This window comes from Pseudomonas sp. 05N36 (genome assembly GCF_056397385.1).
Window position 1 is genome coordinate 266,140 of record NZ_JBFTNH010000003.1, and the last position, 16,211, is coordinate 282,350.

At 60.0% G+C, this 16,211-nt stretch carries 17 protein-coding genes; 4 read left to right on the plus strand and 13 right to left on the minus strand.

The genetic code is table 11. The features are described from left to right. Positions 1-168 precede the first annotated feature (168 nt). Together AC1DIH_RS05970 and AC1DIH_RS05975 are read left to right on the plus strand one after the other, a co-directional pair. Positions 169-405 carry a hypothetical protein gene (locus tag AC1DIH_RS05970; protein ID WP_477770982.1) on the plus strand — a complete coding sequence of 79 codons (237 nt, stop codon included), beginning with the start codon at positions 169-171 and terminating at the stop codon, positions 403-405. A gap of 88 nt (positions 406-493) precedes the next feature. After that, positions 494-1,387, plus strand: a complete 894-nt coding sequence (locus AC1DIH_RS05975) for a LysR substrate-binding domain-containing protein (protein ID WP_477770983.1) — start codon at positions 494-496, stop codon at positions 1,385-1,387. On the opposite strand, the gene AC1DIH_RS05980 is transcribed toward AC1DIH_RS05975, so the two are convergent. The 11 genes from AC1DIH_RS05980 to AC1DIH_RS06030 form a co-directional block, all read right to left on the minus strand. Further along, entirely contained in the window at positions 1,353-1,967 is a 615-nt protein-coding gene (locus AC1DIH_RS05980; RefSeq protein WP_477770984.1) for a GNAT family N-acetyltransferase, read from the minus strand. The genes AC1DIH_RS05975 and AC1DIH_RS05980 overlap by 35 nt on opposite strands. A 14-nt stretch (positions 1,968-1,981) precedes the next feature. Then, positions 1,982-4,237, minus strand: a complete 2,256-nt coding sequence (locus tag AC1DIH_RS05985) for an Orn/Lys/Arg family decarboxylase (RefSeq protein WP_477770985.1) — start codon at positions 4,235-4,237, stop codon at positions 1,982-1,984. A 272-nt stretch (positions 4,238-4,509) separates the two neighbouring features. Then, positions 4,510-5,268 (minus strand): DNA polymerase III subunit epsilon, encoded by a 759-nt coding sequence (gene dnaQ, locus AC1DIH_RS05990; RefSeq protein WP_145016520.1) that lies wholly within the window; start codon positions 5,266-5,268, stop codon positions 4,510-4,512. Positions 5,269-5,379: 111 nt separating this feature from the next. Continuing rightward, positions 5,380-6,153, minus strand: coding sequence for a 1,6-dihydroxycyclohexa-2,4-diene-1-carboxylate dehydrogenase (locus tag AC1DIH_RS05995; RefSeq protein ID WP_477770986.1), 774 nt, complete (start codon positions 6,151-6,153; stop codon positions 5,380-5,382). A gap of 141 nt (positions 6,154-6,294) precedes the next feature. Then, positions 6,295-7,308 carry a benzoate 1,2-dioxygenase electron transfer component BenC gene (gene benC, locus AC1DIH_RS06000; RefSeq protein WP_477770987.1) on the minus strand — a complete coding sequence of 338 codons (1,014 nt, stop codon included), beginning with the start codon at positions 7,306-7,308 and terminating at the stop codon, positions 6,295-6,297. Between the two features lie 10 nt (positions 7,309-7,318). Further along, positions 7,319-7,807, minus strand: coding sequence for a benzoate 1,2-dioxygenase small subunit (gene benB / locus AC1DIH_RS06005; protein WP_103314468.1), 489 nt, complete (start codon positions 7,805-7,807; stop codon positions 7,319-7,321). Continuing rightward, complete coding sequence (gene benA, locus AC1DIH_RS06010; RefSeq protein WP_347929900.1) at positions 7,804-9,168, minus strand: benzoate 1,2-dioxygenase large subunit; 1,365 nt, start codon at positions 9,166-9,168, stop codon at positions 7,804-7,806. Before benA ends, benB begins: the two co-directional genes overlap by 4 nt. A gap of 233 nt (positions 9,169-9,401) precedes the next feature. Next, the gene (locus tag AC1DIH_RS06015) at positions 9,402-10,358 is read right to left on the minus strand and encodes an AraC family transcriptional regulator (protein ID WP_477770988.1); all 957 of its coding nucleotides are present in this window, start codon (positions 10,356-10,358) and stop codon (positions 9,402-9,404) included. A gap of 155 nt (positions 10,359-10,513) precedes the next feature. Next, positions 10,514-11,443: a catechol 1,2-dioxygenase gene (catA, locus tag AC1DIH_RS06020; protein WP_477770989.1), complete on the minus strand. Its 930-nt coding sequence runs from the start codon at positions 11,441-11,443 to the stop codon at positions 10,514-10,516. A 51-nt stretch (positions 11,444-11,494) separates the two neighbouring features. Further along, complete coding sequence (gene catC, locus AC1DIH_RS06025; protein ID WP_054597129.1) at positions 11,495-11,785, minus strand: muconolactone Delta-isomerase; 291 nt, start codon at positions 11,783-11,785, stop codon at positions 11,495-11,497. A gap of 10 nt (positions 11,786-11,795) precedes the next feature. Next, the gene (locus AC1DIH_RS06030; RefSeq protein WP_477770990.1) at positions 11,796-12,944 is read right to left on the minus strand and encodes a muconate cycloisomerase family protein; all 1,149 of its coding nucleotides are present in this window, start codon (positions 12,942-12,944) and stop codon (positions 11,796-11,798) included. A 127-nt stretch (positions 12,945-13,071) separates the two neighbouring features. On the opposite strand from AC1DIH_RS06030, the gene AC1DIH_RS06035 reads away from it, so the two are divergent. Then, entirely contained in the window at positions 13,072-13,962 is an 891-nt protein-coding gene (locus AC1DIH_RS06035; RefSeq protein ID WP_477770991.1) for a LysR family transcriptional regulator, read from the plus strand. A 31-nt stretch (positions 13,963-13,993) separates the two neighbouring features. Here AC1DIH_RS06035 and rnhA read toward each other — a convergent pair whose 3' ends face one another. Both rnhA and AC1DIH_RS06045 read right to left on the minus strand, forming a co-directional pair. Next, on the minus strand, positions 13,994-14,446 hold the full coding sequence (rnhA, locus tag AC1DIH_RS06040; protein ID WP_145016463.1) for a ribonuclease HI: 453 nt from the start codon (positions 14,444-14,446) through the stop codon (positions 13,994-13,996). Between the two features lie 92 nt (positions 14,447-14,538). Beyond that, complete coding sequence (locus AC1DIH_RS06045; protein ID WP_123580423.1) at positions 14,539-15,297, minus strand: class I SAM-dependent methyltransferase; 759 nt, start codon at positions 15,295-15,297, stop codon at positions 14,539-14,541. 65 nt (positions 15,298-15,362) lie between these two features. On the opposite strand from AC1DIH_RS06045, the gene gloB reads away from it, so the two are divergent. Further along, positions 15,363-16,130 (plus strand): hydroxyacylglutathione hydrolase, encoded by a 768-nt coding sequence (gene gloB / locus AC1DIH_RS06050; protein WP_477770992.1) that lies wholly within the window; start codon positions 15,363-15,365, stop codon positions 16,128-16,130. Positions 16,131-16,211: the final 81 nt, after the last annotated feature.

Genomic DNA, 16,211 nt, shown 5'->3' on the forward strand with positions numbered 1-16,211 from the left:
TCTGGCTAAAGGAGCCTGTAGTTATAGATGATTCGGTAGCACTTAACGTGCTCCGTGTCGCGGAATGGCAGTTAAATACTATTTTTTTCCTGTAGGAAAACTTACCAAGCTTATCGACGGTCTACAGAACCGCAAATTGAGTGACTTATCTCCAGAGGTTCTAAGCAGATGGCAGCAGTACTCGTCGGACAATTCCATGCAAGAGATGCGGAAGGCCGTGTTTATTCAGTGCATGAGTTCCAGGAATCCACCCCGTCACAGGACGGTATCGCCGGCCTTGCGCCTGTCACCACCTATAAACTGGCGATTGGCGATCGCATCAACAAACTTGATGACAACGAATTTGTATTGGTGCAATCGGGTGTCACCATCACCCGCGAGCCTGAACCAAACGTCGCCTCATAAGCCTCCGTTATGAGCTGAAGTCATAGGCACGGACTTGGGTTAGGATTCAGTCACTGACCCCCTCACCTGCTGAACATGGACTTCACGCATGCGTTTACGTCATATCGAAGTGATCCAGGCGCTCTTGCAAACCGGTCATCTGGGCACCGCTGCCGAGATGCTGCAATTGCAGGTGGCCGAGGTCGAGGGGATTCTGCGCGAAGCCGAGGAACAGCTCGGCTTCATGCTGTTTGCCAGCGTACGCGGGCGTTTGCAGGCTACCCGTGAGGCACGGGAGTTGCAGGTCGAGATTGCCCATGTCTTTGACGCGCTCGAACCGGTGCAGCGGCTGGCCAACAGCCTCAAACAATACCTGGCGCCGCCGTTGCGAATCATTTGCACGCCCCCCTTGGCGCAGCAATTGTTGCCACAGGGCATTGCCACCTTGCGTCGACGCTTCCCGGATGCGCCCTGCTCGCTGCTCAGCCAGCCCACGCGTGACATCGTCAGAAGCCTGCTGCTGCGTGAAAGCGATCTCGGCTTGAGCCTGCACGACCCTGACCACCCCGACATTCAGTGTCAGATCATTGCCCAAGGCAAGCTCCAGCTCCTGGCGCCTCATGGCTGGCTGCAACCCAAGCAAAAATACATTTCCGTGCAGGACCTGGCCGGCCAGTCGATGGTCGGGCTCGAAGGGCACGACCCGCTCAGCGTGATGTTCGAGAGCAAACTGCAGGCTTTGCGCCCGGCACCGGTGGTGCAAACCCGGGTTCAGACCCATCAGATGATGCGCAGCATGGTCGAGGCCGGTGAAGGCCTGGCCATTGTCGATCCGTTTACCGCGATCGGCGCCAAGACCAGCGGACTGGACGTTTGCCCGCTCTCGCCGGCCGTTCCGATCAGCCTTTACGCCTTGACCCTGAACAATACCGCGATAGCGCCTGCAACCCAGGCCTTACTGGATATCATCAAGGAACAAGCCGAGGCGATGCTGGCGGGCTGACCGGACCGTCCAACGGGTTATCGAACAATCGATACCAGAACAACGCCACCTCAGCAGTGTGCGGGTCGATGCCGCGATAACGCAGGTGATCGATGCCCCCCATGACATAGCCGCAACGCTCGTACAGCCGACAGGCACCCAGGTTGTTATTCTGGGTTTCCAGCATGATGCCCGGCAGTTTCTTCTTGCAACTCCAGAACTGCGCGACATCCAGCAACGCCTTCGCCACTCCGTGGCGGCGCGCCGGGGCGTGCACTGCCAGCTCGTCGATATGGGCAAAGCCGTTCCAGTTAGTGCTGATCACGATGTGCCCCACCGGGTGATCGTCGAGAAACGCCATGAAAATCGCACTGTCGACCGCGTTCCGGTAACTGGCGAACTCCTCCGGGTCAATGCCATAACACTTGCGGTAGGGCGTGATGGTTTCCAGCGGCCACTGATCCACCGGCTGATTGAGCTCGGCGGCCGCGTACGCCCAGACCTCGAAACTGAAGTCACTGCCCCAGATATACGCCGCGAATCCCTGATCGGCGACACGTACCGCCAAACCCGGATACTTGGGGTTGATGACCGGCTGCATACTCGGAAAAGTCCTCAAGTTTTTATGCAATCGACGGTGTAACACCGCCCATTACCCTCGTCTTCATGCTGCAGGCCGTGCACATCGGCGACGAAGCCCGGGAAGCTGCTGTTGAATGTGCGGGCAAACGCCAGGTAATCGATGATCGAGCGCGTCGACTCGGTAAAGCGTTCGCCGGGCATGATCAGCGGAATCCCCGGCGGGTACGGCACCAGCATCACCGCAGCGATTCGCCCCTGCAAATTGTCGATCGACACTGCCTCGACCTCGCCACGGACCAATTGATCATAGGCGTCGGCCGGCTTCATGACGATTTCCGGGAGTACCGTGTACATCCGTTTAAGGTGCTTGGCGGTGGCATTGCTGCGGTAGCAGGCATGCAATTGATCACACAGGTCGCGCAGCCCCATGCCCTGGTAACGCGCCACGTCTCGTTGCGCGACACACGGCAGGCACGCCGCCAGGCTGACGTTGGCGTCGTAGCTGCGTTTGAATTCGAGCAACTCGGTAAGCAAGGTGCTCCACTTGCCCTTGGTAATGCCCATGGAAAACAGCACCAGGAATGAATATAGACCGGTTTTCTCAACCACCAACCCGCGCTCCCAGAGGAACTTGCTGACCACTGCCGCCGGAATCCCCCGCTCGCTCAGCGCGCCACCGGCCGTCAGCCCCGGCATCACCAGCGTCACTTTGATCGGGTCCAGCAGCACGTAATCTTCGGCAATGTCGCCAAAGCCGTGCCAGTCGGCTTCGGGCTGCAACAGCCAGTCGGAGGTCGTGACCCTGTCGATCCCCTCCACCAGCGGCGGCTGCCAGATCGAGAACCACCAGTCGTCGGTGGCGATGTGCTGGCGCAGGTTGGCCAGCGCCCGGCGGAAACTCAGCGCTTCATCGAACATTTCCTGCAGCAGCGAACGGCCGGCCGGGCCTTCCATCATCGCCGACGCCACGTCCAGCGAGGCGATGATGCTGTATTGCGGCGAGGTGGAGATGTGCATCATGAACGCTTCATTGAAACGGTCGCGGTCCAGTTGCCGAGCGCCGCCATCCTGCACGTGAATCATCGACGCCTGGCTGAAAGCCGCCAGCAGTTTATGGGTGGAATGGGTGGTGAACACCAGCGGGCTGTCTTCAGTGCGCAAAGTGCCCATGCCGTAGCGCCCGGCGAAGAACTCGTGAAACGCTGCATAGGCGTACCAGGCTTCGTCGAAGTGCAATACTTCGACGCTGTTGCCCAATGTTTGCTTGATCAGCTCGGCGTTGTAGCAAAGGCCGTCGTACGTCGAGTTGGTCAGCACCGCCAGCTTGACCTTTGGCTCTCGACCCTTGGTCAACGGGCTCGCATCAATCTTGGCCTGGATCGATTCACGGCTGAACTCGCTCAGCGGAATCGTCCCGATGATCCCCAGTTCATTGCGCTCCGGACACAGGTACAACGGGATCGCCCCGGTCATGATGATCGAGTGCAACACCGATTTGTGGCAGTTGCGGTCCACCAGCACCAGGTCGTCACGCGCGACCATGGCTTGCCAGACGATCTTGTTGGCCGTCGAGGTGCCATTGATCACGAAAAACGTGTGATCGGCGCCGAAATTACGCGCCGCGCGGGCTTCGGCTTCCGCCAGCGGGCCGGTGTGGTCCAGCAACGAGCCGAGTTCCGGCACCGAGACCGACAGGTCCGAACGCAGGGTATTTTCCCCAAAAAACTGGTGGAACGCTTGCCCTACCGGGCTCTTGTGATAAGCCACTCCCCCGCCATGCCCCGGGGTGTGCCAGGAATAGTTGGAATCGGCGGTGTGTTGTACCAAGGCCTTGAAAAACGGTGGCAGCAAGCCATCGAGGTAGCTACGCGCCGCCCGGGCAACCTGGCGCGCCAGAAACGGCACGGTGTCTTCGAACAAATAAAGGATGCCGCGCAACTGGTTCAGTTCGCTCATGGCATCGGCCGGGGCGTTTTCCAGGGTGACTTGCTCGCCCAGGGCGAAGATCGGCAAATTCGGCGCACGGGCGCGGGCCACACGAATCAATTCGGCCATGTTCTGTAAAAGATGGGTGTTTTCCCCGGCGCCTTCGGCGGCAATCAACATGCACGCGAGGCCGTGGTGAGTCGAAGCGACCAACCGTCCTTCGGCGTAATCCACCGCCGAAAGGACACTGAAACCTTCCTGTGCAAGCTCCGTGGCGATGCCGCGCACGCGATCACCGGCGACTGTGTCGGCCTTGATGTCGCGGTGGACAATTAGGACCGGGAACTTCAAGTCTTTATACATGGGGCTCGGCGTCCTGAGGCAGCAGACCGTGGTCTGCCAATACACTCAGGGTAGAGGGTTGCGGCCCGTGTGGCGAGAGGATGCCCCAAAACAGGTCACGCCCCACCCGATACTGTGGCGAGGGAGCTTGCTCCCGTTGGGTCGCGAAGCGACCCTAAAATCAGGCACCGCGAGTATTCAGATGAAATGCGATTGCCGGATTACGACCGCTTCGCGGCCGAGCGGGAGCAAGCTCCCTCGCCACAGGAGCCCGGACTATTCACGTTCGGTGGTTAAGCTTGTGCCTCGGCTTCGGCCAGTTGGGTCCAGAGCGCCGGGGCACCGGCAGACTTGGCGATCACTTCAAGGCGTGAGGCGTGCTCGGCAAGCTCCGCTTCACTGGCGCGGATAATCCGTGCCGGCGTGCGATCGGCCGGCAGGCGACGGATCTCGCTCGCCTGATTGCCCGAACCTTCGCCCGAACCATTACCGTCGGATGCGTTACCAGCCAGCGACAGACTGGTCTGGCCGCCGGTCATGGTCAGGTAAACGTCAGCGAGAATCTCGGAGTCGAGCAAGGCGCCGTGCAGTTCACGGCCGGAGTTGTCGACGCCATAGCGTTTGCACAAGGCATCGAGGCTATTGCGCTGGCCGGGGTGACGCTCCCGCGCCATCATCAGGGTGTCGAGGATCGAGCAATGCTGGGTGATATCCGCCCGATCCTGCTGGCCCATCAGCGCGAATTCGTTGTTGATGAAGCCAACGTCGAACGCCGCGTTATGGATGATCAGTTGCGCGCCCTTGATGAATTCGAAGAACTCATCGGCCACTTCAGCAAAACGCGGCTTGCCCACCAGGAACTCGTTGGTGATGCCGTGGACGCCAATCGCGCCCTCGTCACTTTCCCGGTCCGGTTGCAAATAAACGTGGAAATGCCGGCCCGTCAGGCGTCGACCGATCAACTCGACGCAACCGATCTCGATAATCCGGTGGCCGTCGGTCACCGGCATGCCGGTGGTTTCGGTGTCGAGCACCACCATCCTCTGAGCCATCGTTGTTCACCCCTTCTGTGTCGCGTTTACATAAGGGCGCGATGTTAACACAGAGCTTGAATGCGCTCAGCCCACCCCTGGGGGAGCGAGCTGGCTCCCACAAGGGATATCTCAGCCCTGATCACCGCCGCCGACCGGCATCACCAGCCCGGTGATGTAGGCTGCGTCGTCCGAGGCCAGAAACAGGATCGCCCCGACTTGCTCGTCAATCGTGCCGTAGCGCTTCATCAGGCTGCTGTCGACGGTTTGATCGACAATCTGCTGATACCAGACCTTCTCCTGCGGGCTTTGCTCAGCGCTGTTGCGCGGAATCCGCCGTGGTGGTGCCTCAGTGCCGCCAGGGGCCGTGGCATTGACCCGCACACCGCGCTCGGCAGTTTCAAACGCCAGGCACGCGGTGAGCGCATTGACCCCGCCCTTGGCCGCACCGTAAGGCACGCGATTGACCCCGCGCGTGGCAACGGATGACACGTTGACGATGGCCCCACTGCCCTGCTCCAGCATGAACGGCAACGCCGCGTGGCAGCACCACAGCGTCGGAAACAGCGAACGGCGGACTTCCGCTTCGATCTGATGCTCTTCGTAATGCTCGAAAGGCTTGGCCCAGATGGTCCCGCCGACATTGTTGACCAGTATGTCCAGACGACCGAAACGCTCGATGGCCGCCGTCATCACGCGCTGGCATTCGGTGTACTGTTCGAGGTCGGCGGTGAGGGTCAGCACGTCGCTGGATTGTCCCAGTTGCTCTTGCAGCTCAAACACCAGTTCGGAACGGTCGACCAGAATCAGCCGCGCACCTTCGGCGGCCATACGCTCGGCGACACGGCGGCCAATCCCTTGGGCCGCACCGGTAATCAGCGCGACTTTTTCATGGAATCTGTTCATTTCAACCCCTCAAGTTTGCGTAAGAGCACAGCAATCCTTGTGGGAGCGAGCCTGCTCGCGATGACGGCAGTAAATTCAACATCAATGTTGACTGACCCATCGCTATCGCGAGCAGGCTCGCTCCCACAGGGTTTACGCATTTCAAGCCGCACTGGCCGCGAATTTTTCGTAGTAGAAATTTTTCGGCGAGACGCCCTGCTCGCGAATGAACTGGCTCACGGCCTCAACCATTGGCGGCGGGCCGCAGAGGTAGACGTCGACATCGCCGTCGTTCAAGTGCTTGGGTTCGATGTGCTGGGTCACATAGCCCTTGAGCGGGTGCGCGCTTTGCGGGTTGGCCACGCAGCAGCTGAAACTGAAGTTCGGGATCCGCGCGGCCAAGGCTTGCAGCCGGTCCAGTTCCACCAGGTCAAAATCGTTGGTCACGCCGTAGATCAAGTGCAACGGATACTCACTGCCCTGCTCGGCAATTTTTTCCAGCATGGCGGTGAACGGCGCCAGCCCCGTACCGCCGGCCAGCAACAGCAACGGACGCTGGATATCGCGCAGGTAAAAGCTGCCCAACGGCCCAGCCAGGCTCATGCTGTCGCCGGCCTTGGCGATACCGGTGAGAAAGCTGCTCATCAACCCGCCCGGCACGTTGCGGATCAGGAAGCTGACTTCACCGTCGCGTTGCAACGAGCTGAACGAGTAGGCGCGGGTCTGTTCGCTGCCGGGAACGCCAAGGTTGACGTATTGCCCCGGCAGGAACGCCAGTTTGCTCAGGGCATCGCCCTTGATTGACAGCGCAATCGTGCTGTCCGACAGCTGACGCACCTGGCTGATGGCCGCGCTGTAGTGGGCCTTTTGCGTGCGGCAGACGTCCGAGGACACCGGCACGCGCACCACGCAGTCGCTGAGGGCGCGCATCTGGCAGGTCAGTACAAAGCCTTTTTCGGCCTCGTCACTGCTCAGGGCGTCTTCGATGTATTCCTCGCCCAGATCGTAACGCCCGGCCTCGGCAAAGCATTTGCAGGTGCCGCAGGCGCCGTCGCGGCAGTCCAGCGGGATGTTGATGCCCTGGCGATACGCGGCGTCAGCCACGGTTTCGCCGGGATTGGCGTCAACGAAACGGGTGACGCCGTCTTCAAAATTGAATGCAATGGAATGAGTCATGACGGCTGCCTCACAGGTGGTAGACATCGATGACCTGACGAACGTAATCGTTCTTCAGGATCACTTTCTTGGCCTTGATCAGCGGGCTGTCGCCACGCACGTCGAGGGTGTAGAAGCTGCTGCCGAAATAGCTGTCGACGGTCTTGTAGCGAAAACTCAGGGTGTGCCAGTTGAAGCGCACCTTGCACAGCCCGTCGGCCTGTTCGAGCAGCTCGATGTTGCTGATGTTGTGCGAGGTCCGGGTGTCCGGCACGCTGGCACTGGAACGCTCGGTCTTGATCCGGAAGATGCGGTCTTCCAGGCCCGTGCGGTTGCCGTACCAGATCAGCGAGATTTCCCGTTGCGGGTCCTCGGTCAGTTCGTCGTTGTCGTCCCAGGACGGCATCCAGAAGGACGCATCGGCGGCATACAGCTCCAGCCAGTTGTCCCATTCCTTGTCATCGAGGTAGCGCGCTTCGCGGTAGAGAAAATCGCGTACGGTGTCGTAGGTGATGCTCATGACAGCGCCTCCACCTTGATCAGTTCCGACTGTTCTTCGCTCAAGGCCTTGAGCATGGTTTCCTGCCAGTACTTGTGTTGCAGCACGAACAGGCCTTCGTCTTCGGTACGCACACCGCTGAGCAACGGGTGCAAGTCGATTTCCCTGGCCGCCTCATCGGCACCTTCAACCCAGTGTTCGGCGCCACGGGACATGTCGTTCCAGGTGGTGACGCTGCCCTGGTAGCCGGTCTGGCAGGAGCGGAACTCTTCGAGGTCGTCCGGCGTCGCCATGCCGCTGACGTTGAAAAAGTCTTCGTACTGACGAATCCGGCTCGAACGCGCGCTGTCGCTTTCGCCTTTGGGGGCAATGCAGTAAATGGTGATTTCGGTGCGGTTGACCGAGATCGGCCGGGCGATGCGGATCTGTGAACTGAACTGGTCCATCAGGTACACGTTGGGGTACAGGCACAGGTTGCGCGAGTTCTCGATCATCCAGTCGGCACGGGCCTGGCCAAAGTCCTTGGCGAGCTCGTCGCGGCGCTCGTACAGCGGCCGGTCTTCCGGGTTCGACCAACGAGTCCAGAGCAGCATGTGGCCCTTGTCGAAGGAGTAGAAACCGCCGCCCTGCTTGGCCCAGGTGCCGGCGCTCATGGTGGGGTTCTCGTCGCCGCATTCGCGCTGCTTGCGCTGGTTCTGGGTGGCGGCATAGTTCCAGTGCACGGAGCTGACGTGATAGCCGTCGGCGCCATTTTCAGCGGTGAGCTTCCAGTTGCCTTCGTAGATGTAGCTGGATGAACCACGCAGTACTTCAAGGCCATCGGCGGATTGATCGACGATCATGTCGATGATCTTCGCCGACTCGCCCAGGTGCTCGACCAGCGGCACCACATCGGCCTTGAGGCTGCCGAACAGGAAGCCACGATAGGATTCGAAGCGCGCGACTTTGGTCAGGTCGTGGGAGCCTTCGCAGTTGAAGCTCGCCGGGTAGCCGGCCGCCGCCGGATCCTTGACCTTGAGCAGCTTGCCGGAGTTGTTGAAGGTCCAGCCGTGGAACGGGCAAGTGTAGGAAGACTTGTTGCCGGTCTTGTGTCGGCAGAGCATCGCGCCACGGTGGCTACAGGCGTTGATGAACGCGTTGAGCTCGCCGTCCTTGTTGCGCGCAATGAAGATCGACTGACGGCCCATGGTGGTGGTGTAGAAGTCATTCTTGTTCGGAATCTGGCTCTCGTGGGCGAGGTAAAGCCAGTTGCCTTCGAAGATGTGTTGCATCTCGAGATCGAACAAGCGTGGGTCGGTAAACATCTCCCGCTTGCAGCGGTAGATGCCCTGGTCTTTGTCTTCTTCAAGCAGGGAGTGAAGGTATTCGGGTCGCAGGGACATGGCCGCCGCCTCCATTGTTTTTATTCAGGCAGGCTCATGCTAGGGCGGGCGACTATTGGGCAATATCCGCTGGGTGCAGACCTTTATCCGTTTTGTGCAAAGGGAGCGATCAATCCATGTGGGAGCGAGCCTGCTCGCGATTGCGGTGGGTCAATCGACATTGATGTTGAATGTACTGCCGTCATCGCGAGCAGGCTCGCTCCCACAGGGTCTGGTATCAGTAGGGTCCAGGGTCAATGCCGGCGCTTGAGGGTGTCCGATGGCAATTCGCCGAACTGCTTGCGGTAGCTTTCGGAGAATCGTCCCAGGTGTAGGAAGCCGTAATCCATGGCCAGTTCGGTCACGTTGCGTACCGTGCAGGTCGGGTCGCTGAGACAGGCGTTGACCCGCTCGAGCTTCTTCTGCCGGATGTAGTTTTTCGGGGTAGTGGCCGCATTACGCTCGAACAAGCCATACAACGACCGCAGGCTCATCTGTGCCTGACGCGCCAGTTCTTCGCTGCAAATGTCCTGCTTGAGGTTGCGTTCGATGTAGTCGGCGATCAACTCGAAGTTCGCTGACTGCGAACCGAGACCGAGGCGCCTGACGTTGGTTTTCATCAGGCTGAGCATCTTGCTCACGACAATGTGTGCGTAATGTTCCTGAACACGGGGCATGCGCTCGGTCGCTTCAGCTTCCTGGCAAACCATGCCCAGCAGATTGACGAAGCCTTCAAGCTCATCCAGTTGGTAGCGGTTCTCCAGAAACCGCACGCCCTGCCCCGGGTGCAACCAGCGTTGCTCCTGGCACACCGACTCCAGCAGGCTGGCGGGCATTTTCACGATGAATTTTTCGCAATCTTCAGAGTACGTCAGGTCCACCGGGTCGTCCGGGTTGATCAGCAGCAACTCGCCGGGCGCAAAGTAGTGTTCCTGCCGATGACCACGCCACAGGCAGTTTCCGCGTAGCAGCACTTGCAGGTGATAGATGGTTTCGAGCGCCGGCGAAGTCACCCGCACGCTGCCGCCATAGCTGATACGGCACAGGTCGAGGCTGGCGAATTTACGGTGATTGAGACTGGCCTGAGGGATGCCACTTCCGGGCAAGCGGATGCAATGGTTGCCCACGTGCTGATTGACGTAGCCCGACACCGCATAGGGGTCGGCCTGCTCAAACACTCTGCTGCGCTCACTCAATAGATGCGCTTGCATAACCGTTCACTCTGGTTGTGATTATCGGCTGCGGTGCGGGTGCTATAGGGCTCGCACCTCAGAAAAACCGGGTCTGGCCATTCTATGCGAGCCGCCGCAAAGCGGAAGGCCACGAGATAAACGGTCTGTTATCCCGTGGCCTGGGCCAGCGCTGATCAGTCTTCCAGCGCGCGCACTCGCTCGTGACGGTGTTGCTCTTGCGGTTGCGCCGACGACTGCAGGGTGAAATCGAATTCGATCTCGGCAAAGCGGCCGCTGACGCCGTGCTCGCGTGCACGCTGCTGATCGTCACTGAAGGTGATTTTGGCGATCAGTTCATCGCGAGTGGCGTAGGCGAAATCGTCGTGCAGGTACTTGTCACCGTCCAGGTTGATCTGGGTGGTCAGATGGCGATGGTCATCCGCCGAGATGAAGAAGTGGATGTGCGCCGGGCGTTGGCCATGGCGACCCAGTTGATCAAGCAACTGCTGGGTCGGACCGTCCGGTGGGCAACCGTAGCCCGACGGCACGATGCTGCGGAAGCGATAGCGACCTTCGGCATCGGTGACGATCCGCCGACGCAAGTTGAACTCGGACTGGCTGCCATCGAAGTACGAATAGGTGCCGCCGGTATTGGCGTGCCAGACATCCACCACGGCGCCGGCCAGCGGCTTGCCATCGGTGTTCTTGACCTGGCCCTGCATGAACAGCACCACGCCCGGGTCAACGCCGTCGTCCAGCCGTGCTTCGCCGTTGGACAGTGGTGCGCCGGCGACATACAGCGGGCCTTCGATGGTGCGCGGGGTGCCACCGGTTTTACCGGCCAGCTCGTCTTCGGCATCCATCAACAGGTCCAGGTAGTGTTCCAGGCCCAAGCCTGCAACCAACAGGCCCGCCTCTTGGCGCGCGCCCAGTTCGTTCAGGTAGTTGACGGCCTTCCAGAACTCTTCCGGGGTCACTTCGAGGTCTTCGATGATGTTCACCGAATCACGCAGGATGCGGTAGATCAGCGCTTTGGCGCGTGGGTTGCCAGCGTCGTTGAGCAGGCCACTGGCTTCTTCGAGAAACTTCTGTGTGCTGGCAGTGTGGGAAATTTTTGCGTTCATGATTAATCCTCATCTTGTATTTATTAGAGTACAGAACTGGCAGACAACGGCTCAGCGATCATCCTCATGAATAGAGGAAGGATGCCTGCACATCGCGTTCACTTCGATAGCCATGTAGGGGTAAAGCGGCAGTTGCATCAGCAGGTCGTGCAGTTCCTGCACGCTGTCGACGTCGAATACGCTGTAATTGGCGTAAAGCCCGGCAATGCGCCACAGGTGGCGCCACTTGCCCTGTTGTTGCAGGCGCTGGGCCAGGGCCTTTTCGTCGGACTTGAGCCGAGCGGCGCGCTCCGGGTCCATATCGACCGGCAGGTTCACGGTCATTTTTACGTGGAACAACATGCTGTTCTCCTCATACGGAATGAATGGCAGTGGAGGTTTTGTCGCGGCGGAAAAACGCCAGCCGCTCTTCGTCCAGGCTCAGGCCAAGGCCGGGGGCCTGCGAAACATGCAAATGGAAATCGCGGTAAACCGGCGGCTCGCTGAGGATGTCTTCGGTCAGCAACAGCGGGCCGAACAGCTCGGTGTCCCAACTCAGCTCGTTCAACGTGAGGAAGGCATGGGCCGAGGCCAACGTGCCGATCCCGCCCTCAAGCATGGTGCCGCCGTACAGGCCGATACCTGCCGCTTCGGCAATTGCCGCGGTACGCAGCACTGCACGGGGGCCGCCGTTCTTGGCGATTTTCAGGGCGAACACCGAGGCGGCGCCTTCGCGTGCCAGGTTGAACGCATCTTCGACGCACTCGATCGACTCGTCCGCCATGATCGGCGCCGGGCTCATGGCGTTCAGGCGCACCATGCCGGAACGGTTGTTGCGCGAGATCGGCTGTTCGATCAGGTCAATGCCGTTGCCACCGAGAATCCTGCAAGCCCGCAGTGCGACGGCTTCGTCCCACGCCTGATTAACGTCGACGCGCACGCTGGCACGGTCGCCCAAGGCTTTTTTGATCGCAATGACATGAGCCAGGTCGCGGTCGACTTCGCCGGCACCGATCTTCAACTTGAAGATCCGGTGACGGCGCAGGTCGAGCATTTGTTCCGCTTCGGCAATGTCCTTGGCGGTATCACCGCTGGCCAGCGTCCAGGCCACTGGCAGCGAGTCGCGTACACGGCCGCCGAGCAGCTCGCTGACCGGCAGGCCAAGGCGTTTGCCATGAGCATCGAGCAAAGCGGTTTCGATACCGGATTTGGCGAAGGTATTGCCGCGAATACTGCGCTCCAGGCGCAGCATCGCCGCGTTGATGTTGCAGGCATCCTGCCCCAGCAGCAGCGGCGCAAAGTGCTTGTCGATGTTGGTCTTGATGCTGTCCGGGCTTTCATTGCCGTAGGCCAGGCCACCGATGGTGGTCGATTCGCCGATGCCTTCGATGCCGTCTTTGCTGCGTATGCGGATAATCACCAGCGTCTGGTTCTGCATGGTGTGCATCGCCAGCTTGTGCGGGCGGATAGTCGGCAGATCGACGATGATCGTCTCGATCGATTCAATGGCAGAAGAAAGCATGTCGATACCCGTCAGGTTCTTGAAGTTCTGTGACGGATTCTCGTACGGCTTTTTTCAAGGTTCCAATATAGAATTGGTCTGGATCGATACCTTAAAGGTATTCACCATCGTCAACTGTGGAGGGCTCATGGAGCTGCGTCATCTGCGTTACTTCCAGGTGCTGGGTCAAACCCTGAATTTCACCCGCGCCGCCGAACGCCTGCACATCGCCCAGCCACCGTTGAGCCGGCAAATCCAGCAACTGGAAGATGAACTCGGGGTGGTGTTGCTGGAACGTGGCAGGCCATTGCGTTTGACCGAAGCCGGGCGGTTTTTCCTTGAGCACTCCGGCGCCCTGCTTGAACAACTGAGCAAGGTCTGCGACAACACCCGACGTATCGGCCTGGGCGAAAAAACCTGGTTGGGTATCGGTTTTGCCCCTTCGACCCTGTATGGCGTGTTGCCCGAACTGATTCGCCGACTGCGCAGCAACGAGTCGCTGGAACTGGAACTCGGCCTGTCGGAAATGACCACGCTGCAACAGGTGCAAGCGCTCAAGGCTGGACGCATCGACGTTGGCTTCGGGCGGATCCGTATCGATGATCCGGCGATTATCCAGACCGTTTTGAACGAAGACCGACTGGTCGCGGCCCTGCCCGCCGGGCACCCGTTGCTGGACAGGCCCATCAGCCTCACCGAGTTGGCCAATGAACCGTTTGTGCTGTATCCCGGCAACCCCCGCCCCAGCTATGCCGACCATGTGATCGCGCTGTTCGAGTCCTACGGGGTGAGCATCAAGGTCGCGCAATGGACCAACGAGCTGCAAACCGCCATTGGCCTGGTGGGCGCCGGTATCGGCGTCACGCTGGTGCCGGCCTCGGTGCAATTGCTGCATCGCGACGACATTGGTTTCACGCCGGTACTGGAAACCAATGCCACTTCGCCGATCATCCTGAGTCGACGCGTCGGCGATGTCTCACCGGGATTGAATCATTGCCTGAAAATGATCGAAGCCTTGCGTACGCGCGATCCAAAATGATCGCCCTGTGCGTTCGTGGTGACCCGGCGCGTCAGTCCTGCTTGTAACCCCGGACGTCGTCGACACCACGGTTGGCCAACTGGTCGGCGCGTTCGTTACCCGGATGCCCGACGTGGCCACGCACCCATTTCCAGGTGACGTTGTGGCGATTGACCTGCTCGTCGAGCAGCTTCCACAGGTCAGCGTTTTTTACTGGCTCTTTCGCTGCGGTTTTCCAACCGCGCTTCTTCCAGTTGGCCATCCATTCGTTGATGCCTTTCATCACGTATTGCGAGTCGGTGACCAGCAATACGTCACAGGAACGCTTGAGTTCTTCAAGGCCACGAATCGCGCCCATCAGTTCCATGCGGTTGTTGGTGGTATTGGCTTCGCCGCCCCAGAGTTCCTTTTCAACGCCTTTGCACACCAGCAGTGCGCCCCAGCCGCCAGGGCCAGGGTTGCCCTTGCAGGCGCCGTCGGTGAAGAGTTCTACGCTATCACTCATGCCAATCTATCCAGAAAATGTCTGCGGCTTGCCGATCAATGATCGACAACGCCCAAGGCCGGGCAAGCCCGACCGGGAAATTAAAATGTTTATTACGGCTCGCTGTGGCGACGATTGACCTTGGCCATCGGCAGCGGGATCAACTTGCCCATAGGCTCGCGGCGCACCTGGCGGACCGGTCGCAAGCCGACGACGATCTTGCGCGCCACCAATAAATAGAAACCGCCGCCGGACAGCTGCCAGTCACCGGCCTTGCGTTCCCAGCCGGCCAAGCGGGCTTGCCATGCCGGGGACGCAAGCGGCGGACGATAGCACCCGAAGCGGCGTTTCTCCAGCGCAAACCCCAGCAGGTTGAGCCAGTCGGCGACCCGCGACGGCGAAATGCAGCGCGCCTTGCGCATGGCGTCGCTCGCAAACACGTGGCGCAGCCCCCAGCTGCTCCAGGGGTTGATCCCGACAATCAACAGGTGCCCGCCGGGCCGCACCGCGCTGGCGGCTTCACGCAGCAGGCCATGCGGCGACAGGCAGAAATCCAGACCGTGTTGCATCACCACCACGTCGGCGGCGTGCTCACTGATCGGCCAGGCCTGTTCTTCACAGACAATTTCCACCCCCGGCAGCGGCGCGCCCAGACGGACATTACGCTGCACCTGCTTCGCCGCCGGTGGTGCTTCGGCCGAAGGGCCGTAATGCACCAGGTAGCCGCCAAAGAAACGCCCCAGTTCGTCTTCGAGCATCCGGCGTTCTTCGTTCAACAAAAATTGGCCGATGGGACCTGACAGCCACTCGCGAGCGGCACTGATCAATGCCAGCCAGTCAGGATCAGCCTGAGCGAACGCTTTATCGGTCATTGCATTCTCCAACTCGCCAAGAAGCTCTAAGATGCACCATTGTTTTCCGCTTGGCGAATCCTGCGATGATACAGATCAGTGCCCTTCCCGCCTTCACCGACAACTACATCTGGTTGTTACAGGATCACCGCAGCCAGCGCTGCGCCGTGGTCGATCCGGGTGATGCCGCCCCCGTGCAGGCCTGGTTGGCCATGCATCCGGGATGGCAGCTCAGCGACATCCTGGTCACCCATCACCACCATGATCACGTGGGCGGCGTCGAGCGACTCAAAAAAGCGACGGGCGCCACGGTCTACGGCCCGGCCAGCGAAAACATCCCCGGACGTGACATCGCCCTGAACGATAATGATCGCGTCAGCGTACTCGGCCTGGAGTTCGACGTGTATGCGGTGCCGGGCCACACACTGGGTCATATCGCTTACTACCATCAGGGGCTGCTGTTCTGTGGCGACACCCTGTTCGCCGCCGGGTGCGGGCGCCTGTTCGAAGGCACGCCGGCACAAATGCACCACTCCCTCAGCCGCCTGGCCGCACTGCCCGAAGACACACTGGTGTACTGCACCCACGAGTACACCCTGAGCAATCTGCGCTTCGCCGCCGCTGTCGAGCCGAGTAACCCCGAGATTGCCGAACGTCTCGAGAAAGTCTCCCAATTACGCGAATCCGGTGGCATGTCGCTGCCGTCGACCCTGGCGCTGGAGAAGCTCACCAACCCTTTCCTGCGTACCGGCGAAACATCCGTTAAAGAAAAAGTAGACGAACGGAATGGCCCGGATAACCGGGCTCCGAGTGAGGTTTTTGCGGCTCTTCGGGCTTGGAAAGATACGTTCTAGAGAGGGCCACTATTGGTCCAAAAATTCTGAATGGTTGACCGCACCCCCTGCGCTTTCTAGAATCGCCCGACATTTTTGCCC